Consider the following 16,990-nt stretch of genomic DNA (forward strand, 5'->3'; position numbering starts at 1 on the left):
TCGTCTCTGCGCCCCCCACACCTGCCATAGCATCGCATCACCCGGCCTTTACCTCTGCCTTTACCCCTGCCGCGTGCGTAAGCCTCTCTGCCTTTTCCACGGCCTCGTCGATCGTGCCCACCATATAAAATGCCTGCTCAGGAAGGCCATCATGCTTGCCCTCCACTATCTCCCTGAACCCCCGTATCGTCTCCTTCAGCGGGACGAAGCGGCCCGGGGTTCCCGTAAAGGCTTCCGAGACAAAGAACGGCTGCGAGAGGAACTTCTGGATCCTGCGCGCCCTCGCCACTATGAGCTTGTCTTCGGGTGAAAGCTCATCCACCCCAAGGATAGCGATAATATCCTGGAGGTCCTTATACCTCTGCAATACCTCTTGAACTCTCCGCGCTACGCTGTAATGTTCCTCGCCGATAATCCCCGGGTCCAGGAACCTCGACGTGGATGCAAGAGGGTCCACGGCCGGGTAAATACCGAGCTCAGCGATGCTCCTGTCCAGGTTGGTGGTGGCATCAAGGTGAGTGAAGGCCGTGGCTGGAGCGGGGTCAGTATAATCATCCGCCGGCACGTAAACAGCCTGAATGGATGTGATGGAGCCACGCCGCGTAGAGGTTATGCGCTCCTGGAGTGCGCCCAAGTCGCTCGCCAGCGTCGGCTGGTAGCCGACGGCCGATGGCATCCTGCCAAGAAGTGCAGATACCTCCGCACCCGCCTGGATGAACCTGAAGATGTTATCAATGAAGAAGAGCACATCCTGTCCCTCGACATCACGAAAGTATTCCGCCATCGTGAGGCCCGTGAAAGCCGCCCGGAGCCTCGCCCCCGGTGGCTCATTCATCTGGCCGAAGACCAGCGCAGCCTTACTCATGACACCGGACCGCTGCATCGAGAGCCACAGCTCGTTACCTTCGCGGGTCCTCTCACCAACCCCCGCAAACACGGAATAGCCGCCGTGCTCCTCCGCTACATTGCGGATCAACTCCATGATAAGAACGGTCTTGCCAACCCCTGCGCCACCGAAGAGCCCTATCTTGCCGCCGCGCGGGTAGGGAGCCAGCAGGTCGATGGCCTTAATGCCGGTCACGAGTATGGTATTTGTCGTCTCCTGGTCCTCGAACGACGGGGCCTTCCGGTGGATGGATGCGAACCCCTCCGTCTTAACGGGGCCAAGATTGTCGATGGGTTTCCCGAGCACATCAAAGACCCTGCCCAGGACCCCAGGGCCTACCGGGATGCTGATCGGCCCCCCCGTCGTCCTGGCTGGCGCGTTGCGACGCAGTCCCTCAGTCGCCGATAGGGCAATACACCTCACCCTGCCTCCAGGCAGGTGGCTCGCCACCTCGGCCACGATCTTCCGCGCCCCCGCCGCATCTAGCTCTCCATCCTCTCCTGTCTGTCCCACCCTCTCCGCTTTCTCACCCTTCTCGGCCCCCCCACCGCATCTACCGGCCGCGCCCTCCTCGCCAAGCCCGCCATCCCCGGATGGGCATATGATCTCGACCGCGGCGTTTACCGGAGGAAGGTCTCCCTCAGGAAACTGTATATCAAGAACGGGCCCGGCTATCTTGACGACCCGTCCCCAACGTTCGCGACCGGGATCCATCCCGACTATTCCTCCGTCTAAGCCATTATTCATCTTGACGGTCCTCATGCTTACTCCACTTATTCCACTTATTGCGCTTCCCGCCCCGTTGCTAATTTGTCCCGCCATTCGCCACCACCTCCGCTCCTCCGATGATATCCGCGATCTCCCGCGTTATCGTGGCCTGCCGCGACCTATTATACCGAGCGACAAGGCGCTCTATCATCTCGGCAGCATTGTCCGTGGCAGCCGACATCGCCGTCATGCGAGCCCCGCGCTTACTGGCCTCCGTCTCCTGCAACGCCCGGAAGATCTCTACCTCAATATACCGCGAGACGAGGTGTTCAAGGACTATCCCGGGAGAGGGGTTGAAAATAAAAACATCAGGATGAGGTCGTGGTGCCCTGGTTCCATCCTCCACAACGGGAACCACCGGTATAAGCCTGAATACCTTGGGCCGGTGCGTCATGGTCGAGTAGAACCTCGAGTATATAATATACACATGGTCCACTGTCCTGGCCTCATAAAGCTCCAGGACCTTCGAGGCTATCTCCCTCGCCCACCCAAAGGTGGGGCGCTGGGATAGCCTGATATAGGACGCGGCTATGTTGAAACCATTCCGGGTAAAAAACTCCAGTCCCTTCCTCCCAACAACGATCATGACAGCCTTCCCCTTGCCGCCCAATGCTTCAACCTGGGCCAGCGTGGTGTCGAATATATCATGATTAAACCGGCCGCACAAGCCCCGGTCTGAGGTCATCACTATGAAGCCAATCTTGTTAGCGGGGCGTGCGGCCATCAGCGGGTGAAGGGGCTCCTGCGTCCACTGCGCAATATCCAGGAGGACCTCGCTGATTTTCCGGGCGAACGGCCTCGCGGCCTCGGCCTCATCCTGGGCCTTCTTGAGCTTGGCGGCAGCAACGAGCTTCATGGCCCGGGTGATATGCTGAATCTCCCGCACAGCCCTTATGTGTCGCCTTATCTCTCTGAGCTGCTCCATGGTTGCTCACCCACTAGGAAATCCCTCTTGAACTGTTCAAGGGCAGCCATGAGGCTTCCCCTATAATCATCCGGGAGCGTCCCCGCCTCGCGGATCTTGCGCAGGACCGCAGGGAAATGCTCCCTCATGAACGAGATGAACTCCCTCTCGAACCAGGCGATCCCATCCACCGGCACATCATCCAGGCCGTGATTTGCAATGGCGTGGAGCAGGACCACCTGATCTTCCACCCTCATTGGCGAGTGCTGTTTCTGCTTCAGGAGCGCAACAATCCGCTCGCCCTGGGCAAGCTGCGCCCTGGCCGTGCTGTCGAGCTCGGCTCCAAACTGGGCAAACGCCGCCAATTCCCTGTACTGGGCAAGCTCGAGCCTGAGCCTCGTGCCGACCTCCTTCATGGCGGGTATCTGGGCATCCCCGCCGACCCTGGAGACGGACAGCCCGGGGTTTACAGCAGGCCGCACACCCGCAAAGAAGAGATCGCTCTCGAGGAATATCTGCCCATCCGTTATCGAGATGATGTTCGTCGGTATATATGCTGAGACGTCCCCGGCGAGGGTCTCCACTATGGGGAGGGCGGTCATCGAGCCACCCCCCGACCTCTCCGCCAGTTTTGCCGCGCGCTCGAGGAGGCGCCCATGAAGGTAGAAAATATCCCCGGGATATGCCTCCCTGCCGGGTGGCCGCCGCAGGAGGAGAGACATCTCCCGGTAGGCCACGGCATGCTTCGAGAGATCATCGTAGACGACCAAAACATCCTCGCCGGAATACATGAATTCCTCGGCCATGGCACACCCCGCATAGGGGGCTACGTACTGCAATGGCGTAGGATCACTCGACGTCGCAACGACCACGATTGTATAGGGCATGGCCCCGTGCTGTTCCAGCGTATTCACGACCTGTGCCACTGTCGAGGCCTTCTGGCCTATGGCAATATATATGCATATAACGCCGCTATCTTTTTGGTTTAGAATGGTATCCACCGCTATAGTGGTCTTCCCGGTCTGCCTGTCGCCGATGATCAATTCGCGCTGTCCCCGGCCGATCGGGACGAGGGCGTCGATCACCTTCAGGCCTGTATAGAGAGGCCTCCGCACCGGCTCCCTGTCGGCCACTCCGGGTGCGGGTGATTCGACCGGCCGACTCCTGGTCGCGAGGACGGGCCCCCTGCCATCCAGGGGCCGCCCGAGGGCATCAACAACCCTGCCGAGAAGCTCGCGCCCGACGGGCACCTCGACGACCCTTCCCAAGGCCCTGACGGTATCGCCTTCACCCACCATCTCGCCGGGTCCGAGCAGGATGCACCCGATAGAATCTTCATCCAGGTCGAGGGCGATGCCGGGCACCCCGCTCTCGAACTCCACGAGCTCGCCGGACATTGTATCCTCCAGATCCGTCACCCTGGCGACGCCATCGCCTACCGAGATGACTTCTCCGACGCTGTCAAGCCCCACATCCGGCTGGTAATCCTCCAGGGCCGCCCTCATTACGTTCATCATCTCTGATGGCGAGAGCTCGCGGCCAGCCATCGCCATCTCCATCCTCCTGGCAAGGGTGGACTGGAGAGCGGCAAACCGGCGCCTGATGCTCCCGTCGACAATCCTGTTTCCTGCATGTATTATCATGCCGCCAATGATCCCGGGGTCCACCTTGAACGAAACGTTGAGGGACGGACTCCGGGCCGTGGATCTCAATTTATTGATTATATCCTGCCGGAGCCCTGGGCCAGGAGGCACAGCAAGGGTCACCGTGACTCGCCTGGGCCGGGCCTGGCGCTTGAAAGCCTCTTCAAATAGTTTTGTTTTCTCGATCACAGTAAATCACCTGTTGATCATGGTAAATCGCCTGATCGCGCAAATCGCCTGATCACTCATTATAGCCAGATTATAGGGAATCACCAATCCTAGAGAAAACAGGATCATTCAATAGATCCCTGATAATTTTCTCCTGAGAATCCCGGTCAACCGATACCGATGCAACCTTCGACGCCGCGAGGACCGAGAAGGCGATGAGCTGGTCACGGAGCTCTCCCCAGGCTCTAGCCTCCTTCATGCGAGCCTCTCTCTCCGCCTTTTCCACGATCCGCTTCGCCTCGCTGCGCGCACTCTCGATGATCTCATCCCGGGCATGCTCGCCTTCCCGGACCGCATTCTCGATGATATTTTGAACTTCCTTGCGCGCCTGGGCTATATGCATCTCATATTCCTCTTTGAGTCTCGCAGCTTCCTTGCGGGCCGCCTCGGCCTCGGCTATATTCCTGGATATAAGTTGTTCGCGCTCCTTGAGAAATCTTTTCATCGGCTTGTAAAGGAAGGCGCCGAGCAACGCCACGAGTAGAATGAAATTGATTATACTTGCAACGAAGGTCATGTCGATCTGAACCAAATCCCTCACCTCCGACCCGGGCAAACCCAACCCCGGACGAGCCCCGATGCCCACGTCCGCCCTGATAGGGGTACGTATAGGGCAGGGCGCTGACGGGGGTGCCATACTCCATTTAGAAATATAGAAATGCCCCTGCGACTATGGCATCATGGAGTTCTGCGCTAGGAAATCCTTAAATAACCCGGATAAATAATCATTCTTTATAGAAATGGATTCGCATAAAGAAGAATCAAGGCCACAACCAGCGCTATAATCGGTGTCGCCTCCACCAGGCCGATCCCTATCAACATCGTCGAAAAGATCGAGGCCTTGGCCTCGGGTTGCCTCGCGATCCCCTCAACCGCACGGCTCGCCACCTGGGCATCGCCCAGACCGGCTATTGCAGCAGCTACACAGACTATAACGCAGATGGCGGCTATAGATGCCAGTTTGATCAATACTACCTCTGCCAACTTAAGATTCCTCCTTCAACGCTCTAAAGCTCCCGCTTCCTCGTTATTGCCCCTCTTACTCCTCCGTCGCGACCGATACATATGCAACGGATAGCATCATGAATAGATACGCCTGCAGGACCCCCACAAACACGTGAAATGCCTGGGCCAGCGTGGGAACTGCATACGCAACTAAATTCCCGAGGATGATTACGAGCACGTCGCCTGCAAACATGTTTCCAAAAAGACGAAATGCAAGCGTCAGGGTGCGCGTAAATATCTCTATGAGATTCAAAGGGAGAAAGAGCGGGTTCGGCTTGATGAAACCTATCAAGTAATTTTTAAGGCCCTTGCTCCTGGCTCCCGCGTAGATGGTTAACCCCATGACCACCGCGGCCAGCGCCAGGGTGACATTCAGGTCGGCCGTCGGGGATTCAAACCCCGGGACCACACCAAGCAGGTTTGAAAAGAGTATAAACAAGAAAAGCGACGCGATGATGGGCGTACACGGGCGCGCAGCCGGAGAGATGTTGGCGCCGATCGTGCCATCTAACCATTCTATGGCAAATTCGATCACATTCTGAATTCCTCGGGGCACTAGCCTCATCTGGTGCGTCGCGAGCCAGGAGAGGACCACCAGCAGCGCGATGACGACCCACGTCATAATCACGGTATCGAGGTGAAGCGTGCTACCGGCGATATGAATTATGTGGTGAGCCCCTATGTGTTCCGTCCCGCTCATAAGATCCTGCCCCCTGCTCCTATTCCCGTATCCATCCCAGACCACGCGTCCGGCATCCCAGATGGCCTATTCCGGCCCACCCAGGCGACCATTATCCGGTGACTGCCCAATACCGTATCACTTGCTCATCAATTACCATTCTATAATTAATCCTGTATTAATCCTGGAAAGCCCGGAGAGCTCTTGCTCCCCGGAGGGTTTAGGGCCAACCTTCTATCGCATCGCTCTTTCTATCATATTGGTCCCCTGCGGGCGTTTTTGGCGCTAACTATGAGCATTATACTCCTCATAACGATAAAAGCAACGACCATCAACATGAATGCCACACCGCCGAGAACCATTACGCCCACGAAAAGCGCAATAAACGTCCCCAGAAGTCTCGCAGCCGCGCTCAGGCGAATTAAGGCGATGGCCTGCTCGCGCTCCTTCTTGAGGGCCTTCTGTGTCGTGAGCACCAGGATCCGGGAGTCGGCAATTCCAAGTAAAACCCCCGCCAGTATACCAAGGGCTGGCAAAATCATCCCTGCCCGCGCCCCCTGTCCTTTTTCTTCTCCTTCTTATCATCGAATTCGGACATTATGAACTTATAGGTACCCCAGAACCCGGAGAACGCGCCCAGAAGGAACCCTGCCAGGGAGAACCACGGGTGCGTGCCAGCGCGCTGGTCCAGAAGACGCCCCAGGTAGAAGCCTGCTATCATGGAGCCTGCTATGTTGAACCCGATGGTCCCGAAGAATTTCAGGGCCCTGATCAGCTCGGGGTCAAACCACCCGCTGCCATTCACCCACGACTCCCCCTGCCGGGGCGGAACCGCGGTTCTCCGCGGCCGCTAGTTATCAAGCTATAAAGGCCCGCTCAAGGACGTATTACCGCTACCGCCGGGCCATAGCCACGCCAGACTACCAAACTGCGTCGAGATGTCCATGCATGAAGGCTTCCCGGGGAACCCGCCGACAAAGTTAGTCTAGCATAAAAGGCCTCGCACGTCAACGCGCCCAAGCGCGGCGAGCGCGGCCACCCAAGCGACCCAAGCGCAGCAAGAAACGCGGCCGCCCGGCGTCCTGGCTGGCACAGCCGGTAGTTAGCGTATGCCTCTCAAGGAGCTCTCGTAAGGTTCGAAGAGGATATTATATAAATCCATAGCATGCCGGTCCGTCATGCCCGAGATATAATCAGCAATCACCCTATGGACATCCTGACCCCGCTCTATCCTTTCCTGCGTTATCCGGGGGAGCATACCCGGGTTTTCCAGAAAAACGTTGAACAGCTCCCTCACAATCATTCTCGCCTTATTGCTCATCCTGAGCGTTCTCGGATCATTATAAACCCTGTCTGAAAGGTATGTCTTCAAGGAGCCCAGCCACGGGTAGGTAGGCTCACTGAAGAACACCATGGGCTCGTCCGCGATTCGCACATCGTCAGGGTGCCTTATGCTGTGTCGCTCCAGGCGTCTCATAGTCTCCGCCGCCGCATCCCGGATAAGATAATCTATAAGGTTGCGGATCGCAAAACGACGCGCCGCATCCCTCTGGAGCTCGGGGGCGCCCTTCAGCCGCCCCCATATCGCCTCCTCACCGCCGCCAGGAGCGTTCCCCCCGCCACGGTCGCGGTAGCCCCTCCGGCCGGCTATCTCCCTCCAGAGCTCGATTTCGGAGCGCAGCTCCTCCTCGGTCACGAAGCCAATATAGAGGGCATCCTCCAGGTCGTGTGTGGAATATGCTATCATATCAGATACGCTCGAGATCTGGGCCTCGAAGCCGGGGTGTGGAAAGCTCGAGAATTCGGAAACGACTCGGGGAGCGTCAAAGAAGGTTTCATGCCTGGCTATCCCCTCCCGGGTTTCCCATGTAAGGTTGAGGCCAGGGCACTCTGGATAGCGCTCCTCCAGTTCATCAACTATCCTTAGCGCCTGCAGGTTGTGTTCGAACCCGCCGTGCTCTGCCATTAAGTCCGATAAAGCCTCCTCGCCTGCATGTCCAAAAGGCGGGTGGCCGACATCGTGTGCAAGCGATATAGCTACCACGAGGTCCTCGTTGGCACCGAGCATGCGAGCCAGCGTCCGTCCGATCTGAGCAACCTCGAGGGAATGCGTAAGCCTGGTCCTATAAAAGTCCCCTTCATGAAATACAAAAACCTGGGTTTTGTACTGTAATCTCCGGAACGCCGTTGAATGCAGGATCCTGTCAGTATCCCGCTGGAATGCGAGGCGCGGGTCGTCGCCATCCTGGGCGCACAAGCGCCCCCGCGTCGCTGCAGACCGTGCCGCATACGGAGGAAGCAGCTCCTCTCGCCTGGCCAGGTCCTCCTGGTATAGAATCCGGTAGCCGTAGCTGCCGTAGCTAGAATATTCCCGCTCCACAGCACATCACCAGCCTTGCGTATCTTGCAGATTGACGCTCAGACTCCATAAGCCTTATAAGTAGTTGTCTGCCGGTTCCCGGCCCCCGACACCGATTCTTACAATAGTCGGCCGGGGGTCATACTGGTCCACCGATACCAGGTCCCTCCTGAGTTCCAGGCCATTTCTGGATATAACCCTCCAGACCTTTACCACATAGCCCGGGGCGCCTTTCTTCTCAACCTTCTTCTCGCCGGGCTTCAACGTCCGGTCCTCCTTTTCGATGATCCCAGGCTCTATCCTGTCGATTATCTCTGTCTCAATGGAAACAATATCTAGATCATCTGTAGGCGTTCCAAATAGCCTCACTTTAAGCACGTTACCCTCAACGGCAGTTGTAACCAGGATGTGACTGCCCGTGGTGTTTTTGAACTTGAAATCAAGGTAATCGTAGGCCACGGTGGCATCGCGGCCGGGCGGGACGTAAGCCGGCGCCAATGAATGGTTGCTCCGGGCCACAACCTCCAGGCCCGCCAAGAGCACGGCATTATATAGCGTCGTTGATACCTGGCAGATGCCGCCCCCTATATCTGGAACAAGCTCCTGATTCAGCACGACAGGCGCGCGCCTATAGCCCATCTTCTCGCTGCGTGGCCCTACCACCTTGTTAAAGGAGAAGATCCCGCTGGGCGGGATTATATAACCATTGAGGGCGGCGGCCCCGGTGGCTATATTGTGTACCCGATCAGCATCCCCGGGGTCGAATACAGTCTGGTAAGACCCTAGGAGCCGCCTGATTCCCATGGCCCGGGCTTCACCCGTCGTCAGGCCTGGCCTTATCTCCCTTACCGTTAGGGGCAAGGTCCTGTCGTAAGACCTGGTTATCGCAGCCTGGATCCTTGGTGGGAGATCCGAGGCGTCAAGGCGGGCGCCAGGGCTGCTCTCTTCTATCTCGACCGTCCCGTCCTCCTGTGGGACGAATACCGCATCCCTGGGCGCCTGGTCGATCTCAGCCCGCAGGTTAGCGATGAAAGCCCTGAAGCGCCCCTCATCGACCGTGAATCGCAGGGGGACCTCAATCCCCAGGGTGCGGGCCTCGCGCCTTTCCCTCATCCGGCGGAACAACCCGCCCGTGCGGCCAGTGGCGAGGGCCCTCGCCACCGCCCCTCCGATATCCGGCGAGATGCCCATCTTGCCCGGGGCCAGGTGCCATCTCTGCTCCTGGTGCTCGAGGATAATAGGCCGCTCCAGCCAGGCTGTAGCTCGCTCACCCAGCATCTCCCGGGCCTCCGCGGCGGTGCGGCCGCCCACGTCGACCCCTGCGATGCTCACCCCGGGGATTATCCTGCCAGGCGAGGTGCGCCGCCCAAAGCCAGCACCAGACATGATAGCCGCTATACCAAGCAATGCCAACAAGATTAGCCATTTTTCGAGATTCGATTTCGATCGCCCTGCGGATACCTTTCTGCTCATTTCTTCACCTGGTCTGCCGTTCACCCCTGTTCATACCCACAAGCCGGGGGCACCCACAGGCCTGAGGAGGCCTGAGTATCCACTTCTTGTAAACGATGATTCAGCAGTTGTATCATACTTCGACTCCCCCGCAGCATTTCCTGCAAATCCAACCGCAGCCTTGCAACTGGAGCCTCGCAACCCACCAGCCGAGCCGTGAACTTCTATAAAATATGACATAATATTTATATGGCATGATACTATTGCGGTCCATCTCGTCTTTCTACCCTTCTATCTGGCGCGCAGCGCAGCCAGGGCCAGGAATACCATACACGCCAGGCCCACGTAACCAAACAAAGGGTAGATTGTCCCGACCAGCCTCGAAAAACCAAGCATAGCGGGGCCCACGGCTCCTAGCGCGATGAGGGCCCCTGCGCCGCTGGGGCCCAGGTACGGGCACCCGTTCCCGGCGATACGCTTCCCGAGCGTAAAGGCACACGCCACAGCCGTGGTGATCATTGCAAACCAGATGGCAAGGGCGTATCCAAGGGCAAACACCCTGCCCAACCCCTGCGCGATATAGAGCATCGGGATCTCGATCTCCGTCAATATATCCCTGTAGGGGCTTATTGTGGCCACGATAACCACGGCCAGAACCGTCAGGCAAAGCCCACCCAGGCTGCCGCCCCATATAGCGGCCCTGATCGAGGGGATGCTACGCCCCATGGAGGCGAGAACCCCTATCCCCAGGAGTATGTTGTAGGAAACGTATATCACCGCCGCGACCTGCCATGTCGGAAGCACGTTAAGCCCCCATGCCAGCACGGGGAAGCCGGCACCCGGCTGTGGCTCAAACCACGACCGTACCCCCACAATCACTGCAGCTATTATCATCCATGGGACCATGATCACATTGGCCCGGGTGACCCCCTCTATTCCTGCCAGGACCGCGATTCCGGTAAGCGCGGCTGTAATAAATACTCCAATCTCCGGCCTGATCCCGAGCTGTTGCTGGAACAGGGCACCGCCCCCTGCAAGCATTACACATAGGGAAGACAGGGAGAAAGCCATCAATATGATATCAAATGCCCGCCCGGCGGGCCGCCCGAAGATGTATTCCAGGAACTCTCCTGTATGCGCCGGTGCAACTCTATAAGCCAGGCCCATGATGGTTACCCCATAGCCAATGAAGAGAAGACCGGAGATGAGAATGGCGGCACTCCATCGCTGGCCAAAGGAAGCAAAAAACTGCAGGCCTTCCTGGCCTGATGCAAACCCCGCACCCACCACCGACCCGATATATGTCGCTGCCAGCTTTACTGTGGCGATAACATCTGTTTTCAAGGCTACGCTGCTGGTGGTGCGCATAACAATCGCCCTCCACATTTACACGCACAGCTACGTTCAGAGTTGGCTGGTTCTCATTAATCTATATGCCAGCCGGGCGGCGCGCTTCACTCCTCTTTTCAGGCGTCCCGCACCAGCCTGACCCATCTTCCCGCCCTCGCACGAGAATCCGGCTACCTGCTCCCCTTCCCGCACCCAGTTTCCTAGAATACCACCGGGAATATCGCCCGGAATACTATCAGGTTCCTGACACATACCATACGGACTACCCCACTATCGCAACGCCGGCTATCCCAGTATAAACGCAGCGTGGATGCATAGAAAGCCTCTCCCCTTCATATAATGGCAATATCTAGGCACCGGGCAAAATAACAACGCCAGGGCGTTTAGCAGGAGCCTCCAGGCCGGAATAGAGGCGACCCACCCGGTGTGTTGTAGCCATTCAATTACTATCTAAACCGCTACCCAAGGTAGCCCTGTAAACTTCTGCATATAACTCAGGAGTAACTTAGGAGGGCGGCGGCAGAAGGCTGAAACTCCCTTCGAGGTGAACGCGATGTTCAATCTGATCTCCCGTTGCCGAGGCGCCATGCCGGTTCCCGAGAAGGTCCATATTGAAAACCCTGAAGCCCCGATTCTCCTGGCATCGGCGCTGGCCCGACATATAGAAACAGATTTCGCGGGTTCCGGGCGGTCGCAGGACATCGTGCTGCTCTGCATCGGGACGGATAGGTCGACAGGGGATTCCCTCGGGCCTCTTGTCGGGACCAAGATGGCGCGCCTGTGCATGCCCGGACTCTCCATTTACGGCACCCTCGACGAGCCCGTGCACGCGGCAAACCTCGAATCGGCGATCCAAAAGATCAACTCCATGTCACGGAACCCCTATATCATTGCGACTGACGCCTGCCTTGGTCGTCTCGAAAGCATAGGCATGATCACGGTAAACAGGGGGCCGCTCAAGCCAGGGACCGGGGTAAATAAATCTCTCCCGCCTGTAGGGAACCTCCATATTACTGGCGTGGTGAACGTCGGGGGCTATATGGAGTACCTCGTGCTCCAGAATACGCGCCTGAGCCTGGTTATGCGGATGGCCGATATAATCGCCGAGGCCCTCGCCGGGGGGCTCGAGGGGGCGATGCGGGGTATCGCAGCCGCAACCGGGGGGATGGCCCCCAGTGCTGATTCCAGGCGAGAGAGATAGCGGGCCCGAGATTATGGAACGGCCCGCTCCCCCCGGGTGGCCTTAATCTCGGCGCATCCGTGCCTCAACCTCGGCGAGCACGTCCTCAGCTGATTTGCCGGTTGCATCGAGGACCGGAACCTCTGTGGAGATAGCCTGGACGCCCGACATATCGGTATCAATGCCGCTTATAACTACGGCATCGGCCCGCCCCCTGGCTTCCTCGATATCCACAACATCATAACCCGCATCCTTGAAGGCTGCCCGGACATTGCCAAGGCTGGCAGATACAGCTATGACCCCTTTGCTATTCATCTTCAACACCTGCTACACACCTCCATCGGCTGGGGCCTCCGCGACCGGAGCCTCCAATCCGAGTATCATAACACCGATATTACACCGATATTATGACATGGATCGATGCAGATTATGAATCGCCGCGCTTCCATCCAAGAAGCTCCTGGACCTCATCGTCGGTGGTGGGGTCAAAATTCCAGTAAAATTGCCCCACCGCATAGAACGGCTCGGGGGTGGCCAATATAACGGCCTCATCAACCTCTCGCGAAAGCCTCTGTGCCGTATCCGGCGGCGCTACAGGCACGGCCATGACGACCCTGGCCGGCGAGCCCTTCCTTATCGCCCTAAGGGCCGCAAGCATTGTGTACCCTGTTGCGAGCCCATCGTCCACGACGATCACGGTTTTCCCCTTGAAGCACGGGAAAGGGCGCCCGCCACGGTACCGCTCCATCCGGCGTTCTGCCTCCCTGTGCTCGCGTTGCGCCCCTTCATCAATATACCCAGCATCAACACCAAGCATCCTCACAAGCTCCTCATTTAATACAAGCGTCCCATCGTGCGCCACAGCCCCTATAGCGAGCTCGGGGTTATCCGGCGCACCGATCTTTCTGGGCGCTATGATATCGAGATCAGACTCGAGCGCTCCTGCAATCTCGGCGGCAACCGGGACCCCGCCCCGCGGGAGGGCTATGACTATGCATGGAGATCCCTTATAGTGTTTAAGTCGCTCCGCAAGCATCCTGCCCGCCTCATGCCGGTCGCTAAACGCTATCGCGGCCATATCCCGCCGCCTCCTCCTCACCGGATTAGTGGAGCTCGCCAGGCCGCCTGCAATGGGCACCGGCAACTCCTTTTATGAATCCCGGTCTATACTATAAGCCTCCGGCCCATTTCGACCAGCTCAATCTTAAACCTCACGACATAGTCTGCCCAGGCCGGGACTTTACCTAACCGGTCCAGTACGAAATCCAGCCTCTCATATGCGTCTCCACTGCATCCCCACGTGACCCCCAGGGCGAGCGGGCGGGGTGTCTCCATCCCGCTCTAAAATGCATTCAAAAAGGCACCCGCCGGCGGGCGCCAGCAACGTGCCTCCTAACCTTCGATGTTCGGTAACCTTCCGCCGTTCCCCTTGTTCCCTGGCCGACCCGTCTAGGAACTCCCTGGCGCTTCATGATCAACCCCTTCATCCTCCACTCGCCCCGGGAGAAGCTTAGGCTCGCCGGAATCAGGGCGCGTCATCTCGCAGGCGCCCCTGAAAATGGCGCCGTCCTCGATCACGAGCGTAGCCACCTTCACGTCTCCATAGAGCCTCCCTGACGGCACTATCTCCAGCCGCCCATCAGCCACGACATTCCCCTCGACGTGACCGGCGATCACCACGTTCTTCGCCCGCACCGCTGCGGCAACCATACCGCCCTCGCCGATTATGAGATCACCAGTTGTATCTATTTCCCCGCGGAGGCGCCCATCGATACGCACCGCGCCACTTGCAACCAGCTTTCCCTCGAACTCTGTATCCTTCCCCACCACCGTATCGACGCCCTTCACGAGCTGGGATTCCTGCCGTCTGGTAAACATACATCGCTCCCTCCCATCCCCCGCGTGGAGACGATACAATAGTCTGCAGTCCACGACCCCGGCGGGCGCAACTGGCAGGCGAGCCGGGACCGATATCGGGGAACCCGGCGGATCCCTACAACAGCGCCTAAATGACTACGGGGCGCTGGCTCAGCGCATATAGCGCCGTGGGTCTACGGGCCTCCCGTGGAGACGAACCTCATAATGCACATGGGGCCCCGTGCTTGTCCCTGTGCTGCCTGAGTAGGCGATCACCTGCCCCTTTCCGACTCTCTGACCCCCGCGCACCACCAGGCGAGAGTTGTGACCATAGACTGTGGTGACCCCTCCCCCATGGTTTATGATTACGACGAGGCCGTAGCCACCCTGCCAGCCTGCATATGAAATAGTACCCGCTGCTGTAGCCCGCACGGGCGTTCCCGTCCTAGTTGCGATGTCGATTCCTGTATGATGATGGTAGGTCCCGGTAATTGGGTGACGCCGGCTCCCAAAGCTCGAGGATATACGCCCACGGACAGGCCAAAGGCTCGGCTTACGGTCATTCAAGTCCTGGTAGACCTGTGCCGTGTGCCTCAGAGCCTGAAGTTCGCGCTCCTCGCGGCCAAAAGCCTCCTCCAGGGCACCAAGGGTTTCCCCCAGCGCCTCGAGAGCAAAGCCGTTTTCACCCGGAGAGGAGGCATCCGGCTCCCCACCCCCCACGGCGGGCCCGGAGGCGCCGCCATCCGAGGTCATCCCTGGTAATCCCCGGCCAATCCTGATGTCTTCGCCGCCCCTGCTGGCAACCCTGCTAACGCGCGTTACGCCAGCCTGTTTGATTATTGCGTTTATATCCCTGCCCAGGGCGTCCAGCTTCCGAAATCTTTCCTCAAGGCTCCTGGCCTTCCCGGCCAGCTTTTCGATCTCCTTGGCCTGCTCCTCATGGAGTTGCTTTAGTCTGGTATTCTCGAGCGTAAGCGCGCGAATCCTCGCCTCACTGGCTGCCTTGGCGGAGCGAAGCTGGGCCGTCGTCACGCCCATCCCCAGGTATGACCACACGAGGAACGCCAGGGTTAATATCGCAACAAAGCAAGCTGCATAAAAGGCCAGCAAGGGAACTTTAAAGCAGTGTACTGAGCCCTCAGTTGATGGTATTGTCATTACTGTGACGGTGGCCCGCCTGTGCCGCAATAGCCTGCGTCTCAGGGCCTTTCGCCACATGGGCCTCTCCCCTTTCTGGAGGTGATAATCGATACCCGCTCCGTGGGTATAGATCAGGGACCGCCTGAAATGTTGGCGCAACGCCAGAATGCCCCTTCTGCCATGTTATCCAATTTGATGGGTAAAAATACAGACAAAGATATGTTCCCGCATTCCAGGGCTGATCTTTCCACCATGCGATGCGTGGCCCCTGCCACCATATTGTCGCACATCTGATGGAACTAATCTAATAGAATCGACAAACTGATAAAGCCGATTTGCCAACGTTTACAGGCAAACCTTCGTCTGTCCTCGCACGTGTTCACGAAACCCGGCGCAGCTCGGATACCTTTTGAAATACTCCTACCGGTGTGAGCGCTCCCAGAACGAAAAGACAAACCCTGAGCCAAACCAAAATAGACCCTCCGGCAAAGGCGCTCTGAAACGCTACGCCCTATGAGCCGCTACCCAAGGGTCTGGGTATCAGGTCTATATCCGGCCTACCCAGACAAAATAGATTCAGGTAGTTGAGCTATAAAGGGAACATGCTCCATTTATGGAAGTCTGCTATTAGGGAATTTCGCCACTACCCTTCAGAATCCTGCCTGAGAAAATAGATTTGTGGTTGGATTATTGCCCCTCAGGCGACATGATCCCGATTATCATCATCTACAGGTCCGCCAGGCCCCTTCAGGTCGTTGCTCAGATGGCTCCTGCGTAGCTATTGCGTCGATGATTTAGCTAATGATCAGTCCAATCTTTGCGAACAGCCCTGACAACCGCAGCGCGTTCCTCATCAGATAAAGGGTAAGAAGACGACCCTGATTGCAGGGGTTTGGCGTAGACGCAGCTTTCCTCGCGACCATGAAGCGCTGTGATAACAACTCCATCACCGTTGCCATCAACGAGTGCCAGGGAGAAGCTTTGCTCGCCCCCCACATCATGAAAGGCATTGAACCTCACAATGCCTATTCCCTGTATGCAGCCCGGGCATTGACGCTCCCGCTGCGTGCGAAACTCCTCGAGGTCCGAGAGTTTCCGGGAAAGCGCGGCAATGCCATCGCGGAGCTGGTGGATAACATCCTCGAGCTCCCCTGCGTTATCCACCGGCTCGTTAGGGAGGTGGCGTTCAACCCGGGTTACGCGTTTCACCAAATATAGATTAACGAAAAAAAGGACGATCCCTGTTATGGTAGCCAGAGAAGCTATCATGGTCGAATAGGGGCGGGTAATCAAATGAAAATGATAGAGATAATATGAAAGCATCAAACGAAGTTGCTCGAGGATATTATCAAGGCTCATAGTAAGCAGCTGTAAACCCCACCTAAATAATAGAGTCTACGTTTCACATCCTCGTTTCATATCCTCTACCCCGAGGTGGGCCGCAGCTAATCTCCTTTCCGCACAACCTGGTAACACAATATCATCACATTATCGTACTGCCGGGCAAGACATTCATTAATACCAGTATATGCAACTATA

At 57.7% G+C, this 16,990-nt stretch carries 18 protein-coding genes; 1 reads left to right on the forward strand and 17 read right to left on the reverse strand.

Going from position 1 to position 16,990, the window contains the following annotated elements; translation table 11 throughout:
- Positions 1 to 37: 37 nt before the first annotated feature.
- The 11 genes from atpD to HPY71_06265 all read right to left on the reverse strand — a co-directional run bounded on the left by atpD (position 38) and on the right by HPY71_06265 (position 11,292).
- Entirely contained in the window at positions 38 to 1,600 is a 1,563-nt protein-coding gene (gene atpD / locus HPY71_06215) for a F0F1 ATP synthase subunit beta (protein NPV53102.1), read from the reverse strand.
- Positions 1,601 to 1,691: 91 nt separating this feature from the next.
- Complete coding sequence (gene atpG / locus HPY71_06220) at positions 1,692 to 2,579, reverse strand: ATP synthase F1 subunit gamma (GenBank protein NPV53103.1); 888 nt, start codon at positions 2,577 to 2,579, stop codon at positions 1,692 to 1,694.
- Positions 2,558 to 4,390: a F0F1 ATP synthase subunit alpha gene (locus HPY71_06225; protein NPV53104.1), complete on the reverse strand. Its 1,833-nt coding sequence runs from the start codon at positions 4,388 to 4,390 to the stop codon at positions 2,558 to 2,560. Before HPY71_06225 ends, atpG begins: the two co-directional genes overlap by 22 nt.
- Positions 4,391 to 4,460: 70 nt before the next feature.
- Positions 4,461 to 4,961, reverse strand: coding sequence for a F0F1 ATP synthase subunit B (gene atpF / locus HPY71_06230; protein NPV53105.1), 501 nt, complete (start codon positions 4,959 to 4,961; stop codon positions 4,461 to 4,463).
- Positions 4,962 to 5,161: 200 nt separating this feature from the next.
- Entirely contained in the window at positions 5,162 to 5,398 is a 237-nt protein-coding gene (gene atpE, locus HPY71_06235) for an ATP synthase F0 subunit C (protein NPV53106.1), read from the reverse strand.
- Positions 5,399 to 5,468: 70 nt separating this feature from the next.
- On the reverse strand, positions 5,469 to 6,134 hold the full coding sequence (gene atpB, locus HPY71_06240) for a F0F1 ATP synthase subunit A (GenBank protein ID NPV53107.1): 666 nt from the start codon (positions 6,132 to 6,134) through the stop codon (positions 5,469 to 5,471).
- Positions 6,135 to 6,367: 233 nt separating this feature from the next.
- Entirely contained in the window at positions 6,368 to 6,655 is a 288-nt protein-coding gene (locus HPY71_06245) for a hypothetical protein (GenBank protein NPV53108.1), read from the reverse strand.
- Positions 6,652 to 6,834: an AtpZ/AtpI family protein gene (locus HPY71_06250; protein NPV53109.1), complete on the reverse strand. Its 183-nt coding sequence runs from the start codon at positions 6,832 to 6,834 to the stop codon at positions 6,652 to 6,654. The genes HPY71_06245 and HPY71_06250 overlap by 4 nt, the downstream gene beginning before the upstream one ends.
- A gap of 381 nt (positions 6,835 to 7,215) precedes the next feature.
- Positions 7,216 to 8,451 carry a dNTP triphosphohydrolase gene (dgt, locus tag HPY71_06255; GenBank protein ID NPV53110.1) on the reverse strand — a complete coding sequence of 412 codons (1,236 nt, stop codon included), beginning with the start codon at positions 8,449 to 8,451 and terminating at the stop codon, positions 7,216 to 7,218.
- A 96-nt stretch (positions 8,452 to 8,547) separates the two neighbouring features.
- On the reverse strand, positions 8,548 to 9,885 hold the full coding sequence (locus tag HPY71_06260) for a hypothetical protein (GenBank protein NPV53111.1): 1,338 nt from the start codon (positions 9,883 to 9,885) through the stop codon (positions 8,548 to 8,550).
- Between the two features lie 330 nt (positions 9,886 to 10,215).
- The gene (locus HPY71_06265) at positions 10,216 to 11,292 is read right to left on the reverse strand and encodes a hypothetical protein (GenBank protein NPV53112.1); all 1,077 of its coding nucleotides are present in this window, start codon (positions 11,290 to 11,292) and stop codon (positions 10,216 to 10,218) included.
- Between the two features lie 568 nt (positions 11,293 to 11,860).
- Here HPY71_06265 and yyaC point away from each other — a divergent pair.
- Positions 11,861 to 12,475 (forward strand): spore protease YyaC, encoded by a 615-nt coding sequence (gene yyaC / locus HPY71_06270; protein NPV53113.1) that lies wholly within the window; start codon positions 11,861 to 11,863, stop codon positions 12,473 to 12,475.
- Positions 12,476 to 12,517: 42 nt separating this feature from the next.
- On the opposite strand, the gene HPY71_06275 is transcribed toward yyaC, so the two are convergent.
- The 6 genes from HPY71_06275 to HPY71_06300 form a co-directional block, all read right to left on the reverse strand.
- Complete coding sequence (locus HPY71_06275) at positions 12,518 to 12,778, reverse strand: YkuS family protein (GenBank protein NPV53114.1); 261 nt, start codon at positions 12,776 to 12,778, stop codon at positions 12,518 to 12,520.
- Positions 12,779 to 12,881: 103 nt separating this feature from the next.
- Positions 12,882 to 13,523 carry a phosphoribosyltransferase gene (locus HPY71_06280; protein ID NPV53115.1) on the reverse strand — a complete coding sequence of 214 codons (642 nt, stop codon included), beginning with the start codon at positions 13,521 to 13,523 and terminating at the stop codon, positions 12,882 to 12,884.
- 95 nt (positions 13,524 to 13,618) lie between these two features.
- On the reverse strand, positions 13,619 to 13,789 hold the full coding sequence (locus tag HPY71_06285; GenBank protein ID NPV53116.1) for a hypothetical protein: 171 nt from the start codon (positions 13,787 to 13,789) through the stop codon (positions 13,619 to 13,621).
- A 114-nt stretch (positions 13,790 to 13,903) separates the two neighbouring features.
- Positions 13,904 to 14,332 (reverse strand): polymer-forming cytoskeletal protein, encoded by a 429-nt coding sequence (locus tag HPY71_06290; GenBank protein NPV53117.1) that lies wholly within the window; start codon positions 14,330 to 14,332, stop codon positions 13,904 to 13,906.
- Positions 14,333 to 14,482: 150 nt separating this feature from the next.
- Complete coding sequence (locus HPY71_06295; GenBank protein ID NPV53118.1) at positions 14,483 to 15,349, reverse strand: peptidoglycan DD-metalloendopeptidase family protein; 867 nt, start codon at positions 15,347 to 15,349, stop codon at positions 14,483 to 14,485.
- A 900-nt stretch (positions 15,350 to 16,249) separates the two neighbouring features.
- Positions 16,250 to 16,810 (reverse strand): DUF4446 family protein, encoded by a 561-nt coding sequence (locus tag HPY71_06300; GenBank protein NPV53119.1) that lies wholly within the window; start codon positions 16,808 to 16,810, stop codon positions 16,250 to 16,252.
- Between the last annotated feature and the right edge of the window lie 180 nt (positions 16,811 to 16,990).

The sequence above is a fragment of the Bacillota bacterium genome, from assembly GCA_013178125.1.
In the GTDB taxonomy this organism is placed as follows: Bacteria; Bacillota; SHA-98; order Ch115; family JABLXJ01; genus JABLXL01.